The sequence below is a fragment of the Exiguobacterium sp. s56 genome (assembly GCF_018618255.1).
Classification (GTDB): domain Bacteria; phylum Bacillota; class Bacilli; order Exiguobacteriales; family Exiguobacteriaceae; genus Exiguobacterium; species Exiguobacterium chiriqhucha.
In genome coordinates this window covers 16,728-32,272 of the sequence record NZ_JACSLR010000007.1, presented here as the reverse complement: position 1 = coordinate 32,272, position 15,545 = coordinate 16,728, and the positions used below count along the sequence as shown (strand labels likewise).

The window sequence follows — 15,545 nt, the reverse complement described above, 5'->3', positions numbered from 1 at the left end:
ATCCCATTATTTTTATGGTAGGCAGCACTAGAAAACTATGTTATCTTGATTCTTAGCCATTTTTGAAAGGGGAGACAAAACTTGACGGAAGCCGTTAAAGAACACGCTCGCATCGGAATCGTTTCGATTATCGGGGGAGTGTTCGTTGCATTATCCATGACATTATTTTTAATCCCGGCGGGGGTATACTCGACCGGATTTACGGGGCTCGCCCAAATTTTTACGCAACTGTTTGCGGGGACACCGTTTGAGCTCGGGGAAGGGATTTGGTTCTTCGTCTTGAACGTACCGCTGTTGATCGTCAGTTATTTCATGCTCGGCAAGAACATGATGATTCATACATTGATCAGCGTCGCGGCAGTCACCGTGTTCATTCGCGTGCTTCCGCAGTCGTCAATCATTTCGGACGACCCGCTTTTGAATGCTGTGTTCGGTGGGGTTTTGCTCGCCATCGGTTCGGGGATTACGATTCGTTTCGGTGCCTCGACCGGCGGATTCGATATCGTCGCCCTGATCTTAGCAAAGTTCACGAACAACTCGGTCGGCGTCTATCTGTTCCTCATGAACATGATGATCGCGCTTTGGGCCGGTGCGTTGTTCGGTTGGCAGACCGCGCTTTATACGATCGTCTTCTTATATGTGACGTCGAAAGTCATCGATGAGATTTATACGAATACGCAGCGCCAGACGCTCTTCATCGTCACGAGTCATCCGGACGAAGTGACGAAGGAGTTGCACCAGCACGTCTTCCGCGGCATCACGCTCATGCCGGCGATCGGCACATACTCGAAAGTCGAGAAAGCGACGCTCATGATGGTCGCTCAACGACACGAAGTGCGTGAAATCACACGCATCTGCAAAGACGCCGATCCAAGCGTCTTCATCAATATGGTCCCGACTGAAGATGTCGAAGGTGCGTTCCGACGCTAAAATAAACCCCCGCTGAACGCTCAGCGGGGGTTATTGTATAGGTAGAGATAAAACGAGTGTGAGGGGGACGTGTGATGATTGGAGTCAGTATTGCGACGAAATGGGAGTATGAAGCGACATTGGAGTATTATGACGTTAGCGTGGATGAGCGGTTCAGTTACCCGTATGGCGAGTATTTCAAGAGGACGCTTGATGATGTCGAACTCGTTTTCTACAGCACCGGTGTGCGGAAAGCGAACGGGGTCGGTGCCAATCAATATATGATGTCTCGCTTCAATTTAATGAAAGTGATTGTGGCTGGCACGTGCGCCGGAATCGACGATACGTTCAACCAGTTGGATATCCTCATCCCTCATCGCGCTGTTCAATACGATTGCACGGTCAAAGAAGTAGAGCCGCTGATCAAGCAATCGTTCATCGTCGACATTGAACTAGCGAACTACGGGGACGATTTTTTGACGGGTACCATTGCGACGGCCGATCGAGCGGTCGTGATGTGGAACGACTACCTGGAACTGAAAGGACACGACATCACCATCGCGGATACGGAAGCAGGCGCCATCGCGTATATCTGCAAGAAAAATGACGTCGAATGCATCGTCATCAAAGGAATCTCAGACTTCCCGACGGATGAACGTGACGCGGATCCGTATGAATCGAACGTGGAACAAATCAACGTGTACATCGCGAACACCCCGAAAGTGATGACCAAGATTTTTGACGACTATTTGTGGCGCTTTATTTGACCATGGTTAGAATCGAACGCAAAAAACACCGACTGCATGAACAGTCGGTGTGTGGATTATGCTTTGATGCCAAGTTTTTCTTCGAGGTAGATGGCGATGCCGTCTTCCATATTTGAAGCGGTCACTTCATCCGCGACGGCTTTCAACTGGCTGATGGCGTTGCCCATCGCGACGCCGGTGCCGACGTAGTCGAGCATCTCGAGGTCGTTTTCCTCGTCGCCGAACGCGATGATGTTTTTGCGGTTGATACCGAGATGTTTCGATACTTCGCGCAACCCGAGCGCTTTCGACGTGTTCTGGCTCATGACCTCGATCATGTGCTCCGGCATGCGCCATTGGCGGTTCAAGACAGCCTCGGCGTGGACTTTATTCAAACGAGCGCGGACGTTGTCGACGTGCTCTTTCGTCGCGTGGATGAGGAGCGATGTCGGTTCTTCCTGCAAGTGCTTGAGCAAGTTGCCCGACGTGACGCTGAGCGCGCGCTCGGCGTATGGGCTGTAAAACTCTTGCGGATCTTTATGGAAATAGACGTGGTCGGTCACTTCGACGACGATGTTGTGCGCTTTCGTTTCCGATACTTCCTCGATAATCTCGTGCGCCGTCTTGAGCGGAATCGGCCGGTGCGTCACTGCGTATGACGGATCTTTCGGGTGATGGACGAGCGCGCCGTTGAAGTTGATGAGCGGTGTCGTCAAGCCGAGATCTTCGTAATACATGATCGAATGGCGTTGTGGGCGACCGGTCGCGATCATCACTTCATGACCCGCCTCACGTGCTGCTTGAAGCGCACGCACGTTGCGTTCACTGATCGTCTTGTCGTCGCGTAACAACGTTCCATCCAAATCGACTGCGATTAAATAACGTGACATAGGGTTTCCTCTTTTCTACGAGTTGCTTATTTCTCAAACCGTACCATATTTCCCGTTTCGACGGAAAGAATATACAATCGAGGTCGCACATTTTACGGTAACAATGCTATACTAAGGACGTATGAATTTTTCATGAATCATCTGTGAGATGGAGGGGACTATCGATGCGTTACTTAGTCACATTGTTCTGGGCGATCTTGCTTTCGAATACAGCAATCTTTATCATTTCTGCTGTCGATGGCGTGACGTTCAACGCGATGCTCGCGACATTCTTTGGCGTCGTCATCACGATCTTTATTGTACTCTTGGACACGCTTAACCAAGATATGGGGATTAGCGACGTCGCACAAGAGAAGTAAGACGTCTACAACCAAGCTGGCTCATATCCGAGTCAGTTCTTTTTATATTATTAGGAGGAATCGAATATGAAAAACAATGCCAAACGGGCGAACTTCATCACGTTCGCCATCATCGGAGTCATCATCGTCATCGGTCTCGGCTTGTTGTTCTTCTTGAACAACGCGAACGAGGAGACGGGCGTCAACGCCGTCACACCTGACGAGCTCGAGACGAAGATTTCAGAAGAAGAGGAAGTCGTCGTCTACTTCTGGCAGACAGGTTGCGAATACTGTGAGCAAGTCAAACCATACGTCGAGCCACTCATCGAAGAGAATGACGCCGTCTCCATCAACTTGGCCGACCACAACGTCTGGACGACTTATGGCATCAACGGGACACCGACGATGATTCGTTTCCAAGATGGAAAAGAAGTCGGACGTGTTGAAGGAGCGGTCTCTGAGCAACAGTATGAAACGTTCTTTAAAAACGAGGAGGGCACACAGTGATCAAAAGCCGCTTATATCAGACTTTGTTTGAATTGAACGCGACCCCGGTCATTGCCAAGCGACTCCGTGCCTTCGCTGAATCGTCAGCGAGCCGGGCCTTCATCCCGTCGTTTGCGAAAACGTATCAAATCAACGTTGATGAAGCGGCGGAACCGATCGAGGCTTATCCGAGCCTGCACGCCTTTTTCACACGTCATTTGAAAGACGGGGTCCGGCCGATCGACGCCAACCCGAACTCGGTCGTCTCACCATGCGACGGCAAACTGTCCATCGTGGCCGATATTACGGACGACAGCCGCTTCGAGGTCAAGGGTCAGTCGTACACGCTCGCCGAACTGCTCGGATCGCAACAAGAAGCAAGACGTTACGCCGGCGGTACGGTCTGTGTACTTTATTTGAGCCCGCGTGACTATCACCGCGTCCACGTCCCGCTCGCCGGGCGGGTGCTCAGTCATTATGAACTCGGTGACCGTTCGGCACCGGTGAATGACATCGGGTTGACGGAGACGGTTCGTCCGCTCTCACGCAACTATCGTCGCGTCACACGCTTCGAGACGGCCGTTGGAGTATACGAGCACATCATGGTCGGGGCGTTGAACGTCAATACGATCGAATGGACGCTTGAAGGCGAACACGCGGGCAAAGGCGACGAGGTCGGTTATTTCTCATTCGGCTCGACCGTCATCCTTTGTTTTGAGAAAGGCCGCGTCACCATCGACCCAGCCAAAATCGGCCCGGTTCGACTCGGAGAAGTCATCGGGACGATGCAAAACGGTTGATTTTTTAAAACTTTTTCAGGCCGACCGAACGATACACTAGTCGTTTGGTCGGTTTTCGTTTACCATAGAAGGGATATCACTACATGTATAGTAGTTGAATCGCTTTAGCTAATTGGAGGAATTTAACCGTGTTTAATCGACTTTATCCGAAACAGTTCGTCGCGTCAGTATTTGACATCGACCTTGAAGAATTGAAAGACCGTGGGGTACGTGTAATTTTGACGGACCTTGATAATACACTCGTGGCCTGGGACGTCCCGCACGCACCAGAGCTTCTTTTGCTATGGCTTGAAAAAGTGAAGTCACACGGCCTCGATGTCATCGTCGTCTCGAATAATAACGAGAACCGCGTACGTACGTTCACGGAACCGCTCGGCCTTCACTATGTGGCACGTGCGAAAAAGCCGTTACCGTCTGGATTCAAACAGGCGCTCGCAAAATATGGCTATTCGACGAAAGAAGCCATCTTCTTAGGCGATCAATTGTTCACGGACGTACTCGGTGCCAACATGGCCGGGATTCACGTCATCCACGTGCAACCGGTCGTCAAGACGGACGGACTCGTCACGAAGTTCAATCGCATGCTTGAAAAAGTCGTGTTCGCCCATATGAAACGTCGCGGAAAGTACGTGTTGATCACGAAAAAAGTTGAGGAACTCGCCGTCGATGCGAAGCGCGCCAAAGTGGCCGTCGCTGAGAAAATCGGTGAAGCGGTGCACTCACGTTCCGAAGATTCACATAAAAAAGATGAATAAGGACCTCGAACGCACAGGAAGAAGGAGGCTGTCCATGTACGGCGCGTAAGGCGTCGGAATTAACGCTTCAGGAGTAGCGGCGAGGCGCTACAGTGAATGAAGAAGAGGCAACTTAAATGACAGCAGACAACATTATGGAAGAAACAACACGTTATTGCGCCGGTTGCGGTGTCGCTATTCAAACGGAAGACCCGACCGGTGCCGGTTATGCACCAAAATCGGCACTCGATCGCGAGATCGTCATTTGCCAACGTTGCTTCAAATTGAAGCACTACAATCAAATTCAAGACGTCGAATTGACAGATGACGACTTCTTGCGCATCTTGAACGGCATCAGCTCCAAAGAAGCGCTCGTCATTAAAATCGTCGATATTTTCGACTTCAATGGCAGCTGGTTGCCAGGGCTACAACGCTCAGTCGGCACGAACCCCGTCCTCTTGGTCGGGAACAAAGTCGACTTGTTACCGAAGTCGGTCAACCCGAACCGGATGGCCAACTGGATGAAGTCTGAAGCGAAAGAACTCGGCTTGAACCCGGTCGATGTGCACTTGATCAGTGCCAAAAAAGGGCACGGCATCGACGAGCTCGCAGAGAAGATTGAGTACTATCGTAAAGGCAAGGATGTCTATGTCGTCGGTTGTACGAACGTCGGGAAGTCGACGCTCATCAACCAAATCATCAAGCGTTTCGGAGCAGAAGACGAGGCCATCATCACGGTCAGTCATTTCCCGGGAACGACGCTCGATTTGATTGACGTCCCGCTCGACGATGATGCGAACCTGTACGATACGCCGGGGATTATCAACCGTCATCAAATGGCGCATTATGTCGATGCGAAAGATTTGAAGACGATCACCCCGAAAAAAGAGATTAAGCCGCACGTGTTCCAATTGAACCCGCAGCAGACACTCTTCTTCGGTGGACTCGCCCGTCTCGACTACATGGAAGGCAACAAGCGCTCGTTCGTTGTCTACATGTCGAACGAGTTGAAGACACACCGGACCAAGCTCGACAAAGCAGATGAACTATACGAAAACCATATCGGTAAGATGCTCAATCCGCCGAACGAGAAAACGTTGCAACTATTGCCTCCGCTCGTGCGTCACGAGTTCAGTCTCCGTGACGGCGTCAAGACAGACATCGTCTTCAGCGGACTCGGTTGGGTTGCGATTCACGGAAAAGGTGGACGCATCGCCGCGTGGGCACCAAAAGGAGTTGCCGTCACATTGCGTGAGGCGCTCGTATGAGACTGGCCGTCATCGGTCACCCGATTGCTCATTCGCTCTCTCCCGTCCTGCACGAGCAGTGGCTGAGAGCGTCTGGGCTTTTCGGGCGCTATGAGGCGCTCGACGTCACCCCGGACGAAATCGAGGACTTGTTTCAACAGATGCGTGACGGTGTCTGGGACGGATTCAACGTCACAATCCCGTATAAAGAGGCTGTCATCCCGTACCTTGATACACTCGATGTGGCGGCCGAAGCCGCTGGTGCCGTCAACACGGTGTATAAGCGGGACGGGAAGCTGATTGGGACGAACACGGACGGTGCTGGCCTCGTCGCCGCGCTCGACCGCTGGACTGATTGGACGGGCCATGTGCTCGTCATCGGGGCGGGTGGGGCAGCGCGCGGCATCATCAGTGCCTTGCCGACCCGTGACGTCACGGTCACGAATCGAACGATGGAACGGGCGGAGCGTCTCGCGGACGCGTTCGGGATCGAGGCGCAGGCGCTCACAGATGTCGAGATCGCAAGGTATGACGTCATCATCCAGACGACATCGGTCGGCATGGACGGCGTCGATTCACCACGATCGTTAAAAGGTTTACGACAAAACACCGTCGTTTGTGATATCATATATCGTCCACTCGTCACACCGTTTTTAAAGGAAGCCGCCAAAGCAGACGCGAAAATCGTCAACGGAACTGCCATGTTCGTCGGACAAGGCGCTTTGGCGTTTGAATATTGGACAGGTGTGAGACCGGATCAACTTGTCGGAATGAAGTTAATTGAACGCTTATTGGAGGAATAAATAGTATGTTATCAGGTAAACAAAAACGCTTTTTACGTGCCGAGGCACACCACCTCTCGCCGATTTATCAAGTCGGAAAAAATGGAGTGAGTGAAGCGATGTGCAAAGACATCAGCGACGCGCTCGAAAAACGTGAGCTCTTGAAAGTTCAAGTGCTTCAAAACTGTACCGATACGCCGAAAGACGTAGCCGGAGAATTGGCTGAAGGCACGAAAGCCGAAGTCGTTCAAGTCATCGGAAAAGTCATCGTCTTGTACAAACAGGCGACTGAGAAAGAAAATCGCCAAATCAAACTCCCATGAGCCGCATCGGCCTGATGGGAGGCACGTTCGACCCGCCACATCTCGGTCATTTATTGATCGCCGAACAGGCGCGCGAACAGTTGGAACTCGATGAGGTCTGGTTTCTGCCGGCGGCGATTCCGCCGCACAAGGCGGGCTTCAGCCCGGCTAAAGACCGAATCGAAATGACCCGGCGGGCGATTGCAGATCAACCTGCGTTCAAACTAAGCTTGATTGAGTTTGAACGTGACGAACCGTCCTATACGGTCGAGACGATGAGACGGTTGCGGGACTTGTTTCCGGACGACACGTTCTTCTTCTTGATTGGGGCGGACTCGCTCGAATCACTTGAGAAGTGGTACGATTACGAGACGCTCGTCACCCTCGTCACGTTCGGGGCTGTCGCGCGTCCGGGCAGCCGCTACCGCATCCCGAAACAGGCAGATGTGCGCACGATCGATATGCCGCAACTCGAGATCTCGTCGACCGATATCCGGGAGCGGACGAGACGGGACAAGTCCATCAAATATCTCGTCCCGCTCGATGTCGAAACTTATATCAAGGAGCGCGACTTGTATGACGTATGAGGAAGCACAATCATTGATTGAGGCGACGTTGCCCGAGAAACGCTACATCCACACGCTCGGTGTCGTCGAGACGGCCGACCGGTTGGCCCGCTTGTACGGTGCCGATGTGGAAGCGGCGCGACTCGCGGCGATGCTGCACGACTATGCGAAATATTTGGATGCCGACATGATGCGGCAAGTCGTGGTCGAGGAGAACCTCGATCCGAGCTTGCTTGCGTTCGATGACGAGCTGTTGCATGCGCCGGTCGGGGCCATCCTGTTAGACCGAGCGTACGACCTTGACCCGGCCGTCGTGTCGGCCATCAAGAACCACACGACCGGAGAACCGGGCATGTCCCGGCTTGACCAGATTTTATTCGTTGCGGACGCGATCGAACCGAATCGGTCGTATCCCGGCGTCGACGTCTTACGTGACCTCGCGGATCGTTCGCTCGAAGCGGCCGTCGTCGCGACGTTGCGCCAGACGATTGCTTATTTATTGAACAAGTCGGTGCGGATTTTCCCGCTGACGATTGAGACGTATAACCATTTTGTGAAAACACCCTAGGAGGTACAGTATGACTGTAAAAGAAGAATTAGAATTGATCGTGAAGGCCGCTGACGATAAGCGTGCCGAAGATATCGTCGTCCTCGACATGGAAGGCATCTCACCAGTTGCAGATTATTTCGTTATCTGCCACGGTAACTCAGAGAAGCAAGTCCAAGCGATCGCGCGCGAAATCAAAGACGTGGCCGGAGAGCATGAGCTTCCGCTCCACAAATTCGAAGGCATGGACTCGGCACGTTGGGTGCTCGCTGACCTCGAAAACGTCGTCGTCCATATCTTCCATCGCGATGACCGCGACTACTACAACCTTGAAAAACTGTGGGCAGATGCGCCACAAGTGGAAGTAGAAGTCGGCTAATGGCGTACGAAGGGTTCGCCTACGTCTACGATGAGTTGATGAAAGATGCCCCGTACGAGGACTGGGTCGCCTTCGTGCGCCGCCATGTCAAAGACGGTGCATCGCTTGCTGACGTCGGATGCGGGACGGGCTCGGCGACGATTCGCTTGGCGCAGTATTACGAGACGATCGGACTCGACTTATCTGAGTCGATGCTCGAAGTCGCCCAAGAGAAAGCGCTCGAGGCAGGCATCACGCTTCCGCTCTGGCAACAGGATATGCGGGAGCTTGAATTGCCACACCCGGTCGACGCCGTGACAATCCTTTGTGACTCGCTTTGCTATCTCGAGGATGAGGCCGATGTCATCGACACGTTCGAGGCGGTGTACGAACAATTGAAACCGGGCGGCATGTTCATGTTTGATGTGCATTCGCCGAACAAGATGCAGACGCTTTTCAACCAGAAGACGTATGCCTCGAACGGGGAAGATTGCTCGTATATCTGGTTCGCCGACCCAGGCGAAGCACCGCTCTCGGTCGTTCACGATTTGACGTTCTTTGTCGCCCTTGAGGATGGCACGTATGAGCGTGTCGAAGAGACGCATGAGCAACAGACGTATGAGCCGGGGCAATATATGCAATGGCTCATCGGAGCCGGCTTCCATGTGAAATCGGTCACGGCCGACTTTACGGACCAAGCTCCGGGCCCGAACGCAGAACGAATCTTTTTTGTCGCCCAGAAATAAACGAGACCCCATCGATTGCGATGAGGTCTCGAGCTGTTAACGAATCAAATCGCAATATGCGGTCTGATTCTTTTTTTATTGATGGTTCTGCCCGAAGTGAAGCATTGCTGCAGTCATGTTTGCCCAATTCGTGTTTCCATGCCTCCAAGTCAGGTGTTTAATACTTGATTTATAAAGGCAGCTTTAGCTTGAGTATACTTTTCTCGGTCATTACGAAATTCTTTTGCTAAATGTCTTTTAAGAAGCCCGTACTCATTTACAAGCGAAGGATTGTCTCGTAATTTATCTCGAAACTCAATCTGTTTTCCCCAACGATCTTCTGTTATTTTCATGATGTGTAAATGAGCAACTCGCTTATCATTTTTTACTTTCACAAAAAATCTCCGCCAGGATTGTCCATCTAGTTCAGGTGGTACATAGTGCCAATCATGCAACGTTAACGTATCAACAATATCGTGGATTTTTTCAAACGATTCGATCCCAATCATCACATCTATAATCGGTTTTGCGGGTAGACCAGGAACGGCCGTACTACCTATGTGTTCCGCTTCCTTGATGCCAAACTTTGAAAGTAAGTCGAACAACTCTCTTGTTTCTTGTAGACCTAACCGTGCCCACTGCACATTAGAATCTTCTATTTCAATAGTCTCATAAGCCCAAATCGGAATATTTGAGTGTTCGTGTTTGTCTTCTTTCATGAGTTTATCCCATCTCCCTGAAAGTTTTTTTCACTTTATACGCAGAACCTCATTTTAAAACGCGATATAGAGAACCAGATTATTTTTATCTCATGTTGCTTACAGGCTTGTTTCTCCGTTCATAAGTAATTCAGTGTTGATTCATGGCCCCGTCATAATGCTAATCATAAAAAGAGTCGAAAAACCCCATCGCAAGTTGAACTGCTCCCCGTCAAGTAGACAGGGCAAATAATGAAAACTAGCCTAGGCGGCTTGAGCCCTGTATTCGACAGGGCTCAAGCCGTTTAGTCGTTTCTGGAGACGATCATGGTTATAGAACGATATGTAGGCCTCGATGGCCGATGTGAGTTCGCTATAGGCCTGGAACTCACGCAAGTAGTACATCTCGACTTTCAAGGTGCCCCAAAAACTCTCGATCGGGGCGTTGTCGAGACAACGTCCGATCCGGGACATGCTGTGGGTCAGTCCCGCGTCTTCTACCATGCGTTTGAACCCTCTCGAGGTATATTGGAACCCTCGGTCACTATGGATCATCGGACGTGCTCCTGTACGGAGCCCCGCGATGGCCGGCATCATCGTATGGAAGACGAGCCCGTTGTTGTTGGACTTTCCGATACGATAGGCGACGATCGAGCCGTCATACAGGTCGATGATCGCGCTCAGATACGCCTTCTTCCCGGCACCATATTTGAACTCGGTGACGTCGGTACACCATTTCTCGTCCGATCGGGACGCACCGAATTCTCGGTTCATCAGGTTCTCGGCCACATGTTGTGGTGACGATTTTTTGTACCGATTTCGTTTCTGGCGGATGACCGAACGGATCTCGTGGATGCGCATGAGACGATAGATGCGCTTCTCGTTGTATGCCGGCAGGCCATGCTGGCGTCGTCTGCGGTTGACCGTCATGGTGATCCGTCGATAGCCATAGGTCCCGTTCACCTGGTCGTATAGGAGACGGATGTCCTCTAGTAGGCTCAAGTTCTCTTCCTCACGTACCGAGACGGTACGCTTCAACCATTTATAATAGGCGGCCCGTGAGACCTGCGCGACCTCACAAAGGAGCACGACCGAGAATGTGTCGGTTGTCGACAGTTCCTCGATGGCCGTGTACCGCAGCTGTAGCCGGATTTGGCTGATCAACCTCTCCTCTCGATCTCCTCTAACTTTTTTAGGAACAGGTTCTCGGCCCGCAGGCGCTCGTTCTCCCGCTCGATCTGTTGGATGCGACGTTCGAGCTTCTCCTCGTTGGTCAGTTCCTCTTCTTGCTTCGTCCGTCCACGCCGGTCCTCGAGCCCATGCACGCCGTCGGCGTCATATTTTTTCGTCCAGCCATAGACCTGCTGGTAAGACACAGCGAATAGCTCGGCTGTCCGTTGATAGTTCCGCTCGTTCTCCAGGCAATATCTGACGATCTCGATCCGTTCCTCGAATGTGGTCTTTCTTCCTTTGGCCATAGCTCGATCCATCCCTTTTCTCGAATCTGTTAACTCGCTATGACCAGTATACTTCTTAATCCATCTGTAAAGAACAGACCAACTACTGATGTGATGCTTGGAGAGGGTTTCCATTTTAGTGAGACCGTCGAGATAGTCACGCACGGCCGCGATTTTCTGATCCCTCCGTGTAAAGTCTTTGTGTCCTCGATTCATTCAACGCGTCAATTCCACCGGTATCGAATTTGGCTTTCCATACCCGGAGGGTATCCCAAGAGACGTCATGGGCCTCCATGATTTCCTTCCAACTATATATTTCTTCTTCCATCATGCGCACCGCACCCAGTTTTTGTTCGATAGAATGCCGACTTCTCGCCATAAAAAAACACTCCCCAATCAGATAAACAGATTTGTTATTTCATCTGTCTACCTATTGGGGAGCATATCAAGTAGCATGGGGTCTTTGTCATGGTCAAGCCTCGTGACTGAATTGCCATTGGACACCGAAACGGTCTTCGACCATACCGTACGCTTTGCTCCAGAACGTCTCTTGGAGCGGCATGAGGACACGGCCGCCGTCAGATAGGGCCTCGAATTCACGACGGATGGCGTGGAGGTCATCTGTCACGACGGCGAGCGTGATGTTCTGTCCGAACGTGACCGGACCGTCCGGCATCGCGTCCGAAAACATGAGCGAAGTGCCGTGGACGCTTAGACGGGCATGGAGCACGAGGTCGGCCAGCTCATCCGGTACCGGTTCACCGTCCGGTCCAGGCTGGGCAGCAAACGTCATGATGTCCGGGGCGGGCTCGGCGAAGACGTCGGCATAAAACAGGACGGCGTCGCGACAGTCGCCATTGAAATTGAGATACGGGTTGATCGGCATGAGTGTTCCTCCTCGAATCGTTTCTTTCAGTATGAGACAAACTGATGACGGAAGAATCCGACAAAAGCACGAATTTTCGGACGGGATTGTTGAAACGGTCGCTGAAACGGGAATACGGTAGGTGAGACATTCTTACGAAGGAAGGCGCGCAGAGATGAAACTGACACGAGGACGTCTACTGGAATTCGGGTTCGTGTTGTTCATGGCGGTCATACTCGTCACGTCGATCATCGAAGGAGAGTGGTTTGACGCGAGCGTCGCCGGGGCGGGAATCGTGTCGGGTTTGATTCCGTTCATCCTCGAGAAGACGTTCAAAACCGAGTTCGACGCTAAAATGAAAGTCGCCTATATCTTATTCTTGTTTGCGTCGCAGTACTTGGGGTCAATTGTCGGCTTATATTCGAACGGTTGGTGGGACACGTTTCTTCACGTGTTGAGCGGCGTCTTCTTGGCGTTTCTCGGCTTTGATTTCTTAAGTCGACTTGATGAGGACATCCGACTTGAGATGCCGAAGCGGTTCGTCTTCGTCTATATCGTCGTCTTCGCGATGGCCGGGGCGGCACTTTGGGAAATGTATGAATTCACATCGGACTTGCTATTGAACACGACGATGCAAGGGAACGGGAACGACGACACGATGGTCGATCTCGTTGCCGGATCACTCGGCGGCGTTATCGCAGCCTTGCTCGTGACCGAGATTCACCGAAAAGAACAACACAAGAAACGTAAAAACTGAAAGCGATTGCAAAACGTCCGAGCATAGCTCGAGCGTTTTATTTGTAATAATTATTATCTTTTAATATCATTAACTTTGTAAGAATGATTATAAAGAGGAGGCAACAATATGGATCAACATCGTCGTCTAACTACTAACCAAGGCGTCCCAATCGGGGATAACGCCAACTCCATCACAGCGGGTCGCCGCGGCCCGACACTTCTCGAAGATTATCAACTCATTGAAAAACTCGCCCACTTTGACCGTGAGCGCGTGCCGGAACGGGTCGTTCATGCCCGTGGTGCCGGAGCACACGGTGTCTTCAAAGTTAAAAATAGCATGAAACGATATACAAAAGCCAAATTTTTGCAGGAAGAGGGACAAGAGACACCAATCTTCGCTCGCTTCTCAACCGTCATCCATGGTCTTGGCTCACCAGAGACGCTTCGTGACCCACGTGGATTCTCGGTCAAGTTTTACACGGAAGAAGGGAACTATGATTTCGTTGGAAACAACTTACCGGTCTTCTTTATCCGTGACGCCATCAAATTCCCAGACGTGATCCACTCACTCAAACCGGACCCACGGACGAACTTGCAAGACCCAGACCGTTTCTTCGACTTCATGTCGCTCACGCCGGAATCGACGAGCATGCTCATCCACTTGTTCAGCGATGAAGGGATTCCAGCCTCATACCGTCATATGCGCGGTTCATCGGTCCACTCATTCAAATGGGTCAACGAATACGGAAACACGGTGTACATAAAACTCCGTTGGGTCCCAAAACAAGGGGTTAAAAACTTGTCGATGGAAGACGCGGCGAAAGTACAGGCCGAAGACTTCAACCATGCGACACGCGACTTGTTCAACGCCATCGAGGAAGGCGACTTCCCAGAATGGGATCTCTACGTCCAAATCCTCGACCCGGCCGATATGGACAACTTCGACTTCGATCCGCTCGACGCGACAAAAGACTGGTTCGAAGACGTCATCCCGTATCAGCTCGTCGGTACGATGACGCTCAACAAAAACGTCGACAACTACTTTGCCGAGACGGAATCGGTCGGCTTCAACCCGGGCGTGCTTGTACCTGGGATTCAACCGTCGGAAGACAAAATGCTCCAAGGTCGCTTGTTCTCCTATTCGGATACGCAACGTTACCGGATCGGAGCGAACTACTTGCAGCTCCCAATCAACTGTCCGTTCGCACAAGTGTCGAACAATCAGCGTGATGGCGTGATGCCGTTCAAACAACAAACGAGCCCGGTCAACTATGAACCGAACCGCTATGAGGACGCACCGAAACCGGATGCGGCTTATATCGAGACGGAACAACCACTCTCAGGCGTGGCCGGACGTCAAAAAATCGAGAAGACGAACGACTTCGGTCAAGCTGGAGAAGTGTACCGTCGCTACTCGGAAGAAGAGAAGACGGCACTCGTGAACAACTTGGTGGCGCATATTAAAGAAGTTCGCCATGAAAACACGGTGCTCCTCTTGATCTGCAACTTTTACCGGGCCGACCGCGACCTCGGCGCGCGTCTCTCGGAAGCACTTAACGTCGATATCACACCGTTCTTGAGTCAAGTCACAGAATAAACACGCAAGCAGAGTGGGAACAGGCCACTCTGCTTTTTTTGCGTATACTAGAAAGTGGAGGGGATGAGATGAATATACGAAGTGGGGGATATTTGCTGATTGAACGTACAAAACGAGCAGCTTATATGGACGCGCAACTTATTCCGGAGTCCGTACAATCAGCAAGTGCATGCATTTGTGAGCAACACCCGGCGCTCGATGTGCTTTGGGGGACTTCAAAAGAGCGTAAGAAGGCGTATCGAGAACGACTGCGACTTAGCGAAGAAGCGTTCTTTAAGCTCACGGAATGGGTGGAGATTCATCAAGAGAGTGGGGACCTCGGATACCCTCAAACGTTTCAGACGGTTGAACTCGCCAAGAGATTTCGCAATTGTTTCTTCTCTCACATCGAGCTCGACATCATTGAACTCGGTTTGCCTGAGTCTTATGTTGCTGACTTTTTAGCAGAAGGGGACGAAGGAGAGAGTCTTGAGCGTTATGGTGTCGAACGTTTATTGCGACATGGATGCGGCGCGCCAGTAGGGAGACTGCTCGGGTACGAAGTGCTCGGTTATGAGAATGGCATGTTTCATTCGTATCTATGTAATGGGCTAGAACAAGATTTTGCCAAACAGTTCTCGTTCCAGTTGAATAGACACGGATTCATATCGACATTTGAAGAAGCGGAACGCTATTGTACATACAGCAATCAAGAAGACGTGGAGACAGAATCTGTCCTTTGGCTACCGTGGGCGATTTTTGAGGTGGATGTCTGAATAGA

The 15,545-nt window shown here is 51.5% G+C and carries 22 protein-coding genes; 16 read left to right on the top strand and 6 right to left on the bottom strand.

The window, feature by feature from the left end; translation table 11 throughout:
• The first annotated feature begins 81 nt into the window (after window positions 1-81).
• Window positions 82-930, top strand: coding sequence for a YitT family protein (locus KNP71_RS08270; protein WP_021066659.1), 849 nt, complete (start codon window positions 82-84; stop codon window positions 928-930).
• Window positions 931-1,004: 74 nt separating this feature from the next.
• On the top strand, window positions 1,005-1,676 hold the full coding sequence (locus KNP71_RS08265; protein ID WP_021066658.1) for a 5'-methylthioadenosine/S-adenosylhomocysteine nucleosidase family protein: 672 nt from the start codon (window positions 1,005-1,007) through the stop codon (window positions 1,674-1,676).
• A gap of 56 nt (window positions 1,677-1,732) precedes the next feature.
• On the opposite strand, the gene KNP71_RS08260 is transcribed toward KNP71_RS08265, so the two are convergent.
• On the bottom strand, window positions 1,733-2,545 hold the full coding sequence (locus tag KNP71_RS08260) for a Cof-type HAD-IIB family hydrolase (RefSeq protein ID WP_214803374.1): 813 nt from the start codon (window positions 2,543-2,545) through the stop codon (window positions 1,733-1,735).
• Between the two features lie 164 nt (window positions 2,546-2,709).
• Here KNP71_RS08260 and KNP71_RS08255 point away from each other — a divergent pair, with 164 nt between their 5' ends.
• From KNP71_RS08255 to KNP71_RS08205, 11 genes are all read left to right on the top strand, one after another.
• Window positions 2,710-2,904 (top strand): YjzD family protein, encoded by a 195-nt coding sequence (locus KNP71_RS08255; RefSeq protein ID WP_021066656.1) that lies wholly within the window; start codon window positions 2,710-2,712, stop codon window positions 2,902-2,904.
• Window positions 2,905-2,970: 66 nt separating this feature from the next.
• A complete protein-coding gene (locus tag KNP71_RS08250; RefSeq protein ID WP_021066655.1) occupies window positions 2,971-3,390 on the top strand; it encodes a thioredoxin family protein in 420 nt (139 codons plus the stop codon).
• A complete protein-coding gene (locus KNP71_RS08245) occupies window positions 3,387-4,169 on the top strand; it encodes a phosphatidylserine decarboxylase (RefSeq protein WP_051627745.1) in 783 nt (260 codons plus the stop codon). The genes KNP71_RS08250 and KNP71_RS08245 overlap by 4 nt, the downstream gene beginning before the upstream one ends.
• Window positions 4,170-4,297: 128 nt before the next feature.
• Window positions 4,298-4,924: a YqeG family HAD IIIA-type phosphatase gene (locus KNP71_RS08240; RefSeq protein ID WP_214803377.1), complete on the top strand. Its 627-nt coding sequence runs from the start codon at window positions 4,298-4,300 to the stop codon at window positions 4,922-4,924.
• Window positions 4,925-5,058: 134 nt separating this feature from the next.
• Window positions 5,059-6,171, top strand: a complete 1,113-nt coding sequence (gene yqeH, locus KNP71_RS08235; protein ID WP_029595938.1) for a ribosome biogenesis GTPase YqeH — start codon at window positions 5,059-5,061, stop codon at window positions 6,169-6,171.
• Window positions 6,168-6,953, top strand: coding sequence for a shikimate dehydrogenase (gene aroE, locus KNP71_RS08230; protein ID WP_021066651.1), 786 nt, complete (start codon window positions 6,168-6,170; stop codon window positions 6,951-6,953). The genes yqeH and aroE overlap by 4 nt, the downstream gene beginning before the upstream one ends.
• Window positions 6,954-6,958: 5 nt before the next feature.
• Complete coding sequence (gene yhbY / locus KNP71_RS08225) at window positions 6,959-7,255, top strand: ribosome assembly RNA-binding protein YhbY (RefSeq protein ID WP_021066650.1); 297 nt, start codon at window positions 6,959-6,961, stop codon at window positions 7,253-7,255.
• Window positions 7,252-7,821 carry a nicotinate-nucleotide adenylyltransferase gene (locus KNP71_RS08220; RefSeq protein ID WP_058763065.1) on the top strand — a complete coding sequence of 190 codons (570 nt, stop codon included), beginning with the start codon at window positions 7,252-7,254 and terminating at the stop codon, window positions 7,819-7,821. The genes yhbY and KNP71_RS08220 overlap by 4 nt, the downstream gene beginning before the upstream one ends.
• Window positions 7,811-8,368, top strand: a complete 558-nt coding sequence (yqeK, locus tag KNP71_RS08215; RefSeq protein ID WP_021066648.1) for a bis(5'-nucleosyl)-tetraphosphatase (symmetrical) YqeK — start codon at window positions 7,811-7,813, stop codon at window positions 8,366-8,368. Before KNP71_RS08220 ends, yqeK begins: the two co-directional genes overlap by 11 nt.
• Window positions 8,369-8,378: 10 nt before the next feature.
• The gene (gene rsfS, locus KNP71_RS08210; protein ID WP_021066647.1) at window positions 8,379-8,726 is read left to right on the top strand and encodes a ribosome silencing factor; all 348 of its coding nucleotides are present in this window, start codon (window positions 8,379-8,381) and stop codon (window positions 8,724-8,726) included.
• Window positions 8,726-9,451, top strand: coding sequence for a class I SAM-dependent DNA methyltransferase (locus KNP71_RS08205; RefSeq protein ID WP_214830443.1), 726 nt, complete (start codon window positions 8,726-8,728; stop codon window positions 9,449-9,451). The genes rsfS and KNP71_RS08205 overlap by 1 nt, the downstream gene beginning before the upstream one ends.
• A gap of 149 nt (window positions 9,452-9,600) precedes the next feature.
• On the opposite strand, the gene KNP71_RS08200 is transcribed toward KNP71_RS08205, so the two are convergent.
• The 5 genes from KNP71_RS08200 to KNP71_RS08190 all read right to left on the bottom strand — a co-directional run bounded on the left by KNP71_RS08200 (window position 9,601) and on the right by KNP71_RS08190 (window position 12,471).
• Entirely contained in the window at window positions 9,601-10,149 is a 549-nt protein-coding gene (locus KNP71_RS08200) for a GrpB family protein (RefSeq protein ID WP_214830441.1), read from the bottom strand.
• Window positions 10,150-10,392: 243 nt separating this feature from the next.
• Window positions 10,393-11,292, bottom strand: a complete 900-nt coding sequence (locus KNP71_RS16035) for an IS3 family transposase (protein WP_353049144.1) — start codon at window positions 11,290-11,292, stop codon at window positions 10,393-10,395.
• A complete protein-coding gene (locus tag KNP71_RS16030) occupies window positions 11,289-11,606 on the bottom strand; it encodes a helix-turn-helix domain-containing protein (RefSeq protein WP_353049145.1) in 318 nt (105 codons plus the stop codon). Before KNP71_RS16030 ends, KNP71_RS16035 begins: the two co-directional genes overlap by 4 nt.
• Before the next feature lie 136 nt (window positions 11,607-11,742).
• Entirely contained in the window at window positions 11,743-11,964 is a 222-nt protein-coding gene (locus KNP71_RS16025) for a helix-turn-helix domain-containing protein (protein ID WP_353049143.1), read from the bottom strand.
• A gap of 93 nt (window positions 11,965-12,057) precedes the next feature.
• On the bottom strand, window positions 12,058-12,471 hold the full coding sequence (locus KNP71_RS08190; RefSeq protein ID WP_214755697.1) for a VOC family protein: 414 nt from the start codon (window positions 12,469-12,471) through the stop codon (window positions 12,058-12,060).
• Between the two features lie 154 nt (window positions 12,472-12,625).
• Between KNP71_RS08190 and KNP71_RS08185 the strand changes: the two genes are divergently transcribed.
• The 3 genes from KNP71_RS08185 to KNP71_RS08175 all read left to right on the top strand — a co-directional run bounded on the left by KNP71_RS08185 (window position 12,626) and on the right by KNP71_RS08175 (window position 15,540).
• On the top strand, window positions 12,626-13,207 hold the full coding sequence (locus tag KNP71_RS08185) for a DUF2238 domain-containing protein (protein ID WP_214830439.1): 582 nt from the start codon (window positions 12,626-12,628) through the stop codon (window positions 13,205-13,207).
• Between the two features lie 108 nt (window positions 13,208-13,315).
• Window positions 13,316-14,785: a catalase gene (locus KNP71_RS08180; RefSeq protein WP_021066643.1), complete on the top strand. Its 1,470-nt coding sequence runs from the start codon at window positions 13,316-13,318 to the stop codon at window positions 14,783-14,785.
• A 68-nt stretch (window positions 14,786-14,853) separates the two neighbouring features.
• Window positions 14,854-15,540, top strand: a complete 687-nt coding sequence (locus KNP71_RS08175; protein WP_214830437.1) for a hypothetical protein — start codon at window positions 14,854-14,856, stop codon at window positions 15,538-15,540.
• Window positions 15,541-15,545: the final 5 nt, after the last annotated feature.

Bases quoted from the DNA above. Each gene is read 5' to 3' on its own strand.
- KNP71_RS08265 (WP_021066658.1), top strand. From the start codon at position 1,005: ATGATTGGAGTCAGTATTGCGACGAAATGGGAGTATGAAGCGACATTG.
- KNP71_RS08260 (WP_214803374.1), bottom strand. From the start codon at position 2,545: ATGTCACGTTATTTAATCGCAGTCGATTTGGATGGAACGTTGTTACGC.
- KNP71_RS08255 (WP_021066656.1), top strand. From the start codon at position 2,710: ATGCGTTACTTAGTCACATTGTTCTGGGCGATCTTGCTTTCGAATACA.
- KNP71_RS08250 (WP_021066655.1), top strand. From the start codon at position 2,971: ATGAAAAACAATGCCAAACGGGCGAACTTCATCACGTTCGCCATCATC.
- yqeH (WP_029595938.1), top strand. From the start codon at position 5,059: ATGGAAGAAACAACACGTTATTGCGCCGGTTGCGGTGTCGCTATTCAA.
- aroE (WP_021066651.1), top strand. From the start codon at position 6,168: ATGAGACTGGCCGTCATCGGTCACCCGATTGCTCATTCGCTCTCTCCC.
- yhbY (WP_021066650.1), top strand. From the start codon at position 6,959: ATGTTATCAGGTAAACAAAAACGCTTTTTACGTGCCGAGGCACACCAC.
- KNP71_RS08220 (WP_058763065.1), top strand. From the start codon at position 7,252: ATGAGCCGCATCGGCCTGATGGGAGGCACGTTCGACCCGCCACATCTC.
- yqeK (WP_021066648.1), top strand. From the start codon at position 7,811: ATGACGTATGAGGAAGCACAATCATTGATTGAGGCGACGTTGCCCGAG.
- rsfS (WP_021066647.1), top strand. From the start codon at position 8,379: ATGACTGTAAAAGAAGAATTAGAATTGATCGTGAAGGCCGCTGACGAT.
- KNP71_RS08205 (WP_214830443.1), top strand. From the start codon at position 8,726: ATGGCGTACGAAGGGTTCGCCTACGTCTACGATGAGTTGATGAAAGAT.
- KNP71_RS08200 (WP_214830441.1), bottom strand. From the start codon at position 10,149: ATGAAAGAAGACAAACACGAACACTCAAATATTCCGATTTGGGCTTAT.
- KNP71_RS16030 (WP_353049145.1), bottom strand. From the start codon at position 11,606: ATGGCCAAAGGAAGAAAGACCACATTCGAGGAACGGATCGAGATCGTC.
- KNP71_RS16025 (WP_353049143.1), bottom strand. From the start codon at position 11,964: ATGGCGAGAAGTCGGCATTCTATCGAACAAAAACTGGGTGCGGTGCGC.
- KNP71_RS08190 (WP_214755697.1), bottom strand. From the start codon at position 12,471: ATGCCGATCAACCCGTATCTCAATTTCAATGGCGACTGTCGCGACGCC.
- KNP71_RS08185 (WP_214830439.1), top strand. From the start codon at position 12,626: ATGAAACTGACACGAGGACGTCTACTGGAATTCGGGTTCGTGTTGTTC.
- KNP71_RS08180 (WP_021066643.1), top strand. From the start codon at position 13,316: ATGGATCAACATCGTCGTCTAACTACTAACCAAGGCGTCCCAATCGGG.
- KNP71_RS08175 (WP_214830437.1), top strand. From the start codon at position 14,854: ATGAATATACGAAGTGGGGGATATTTGCTGATTGAACGTACAAAACGA.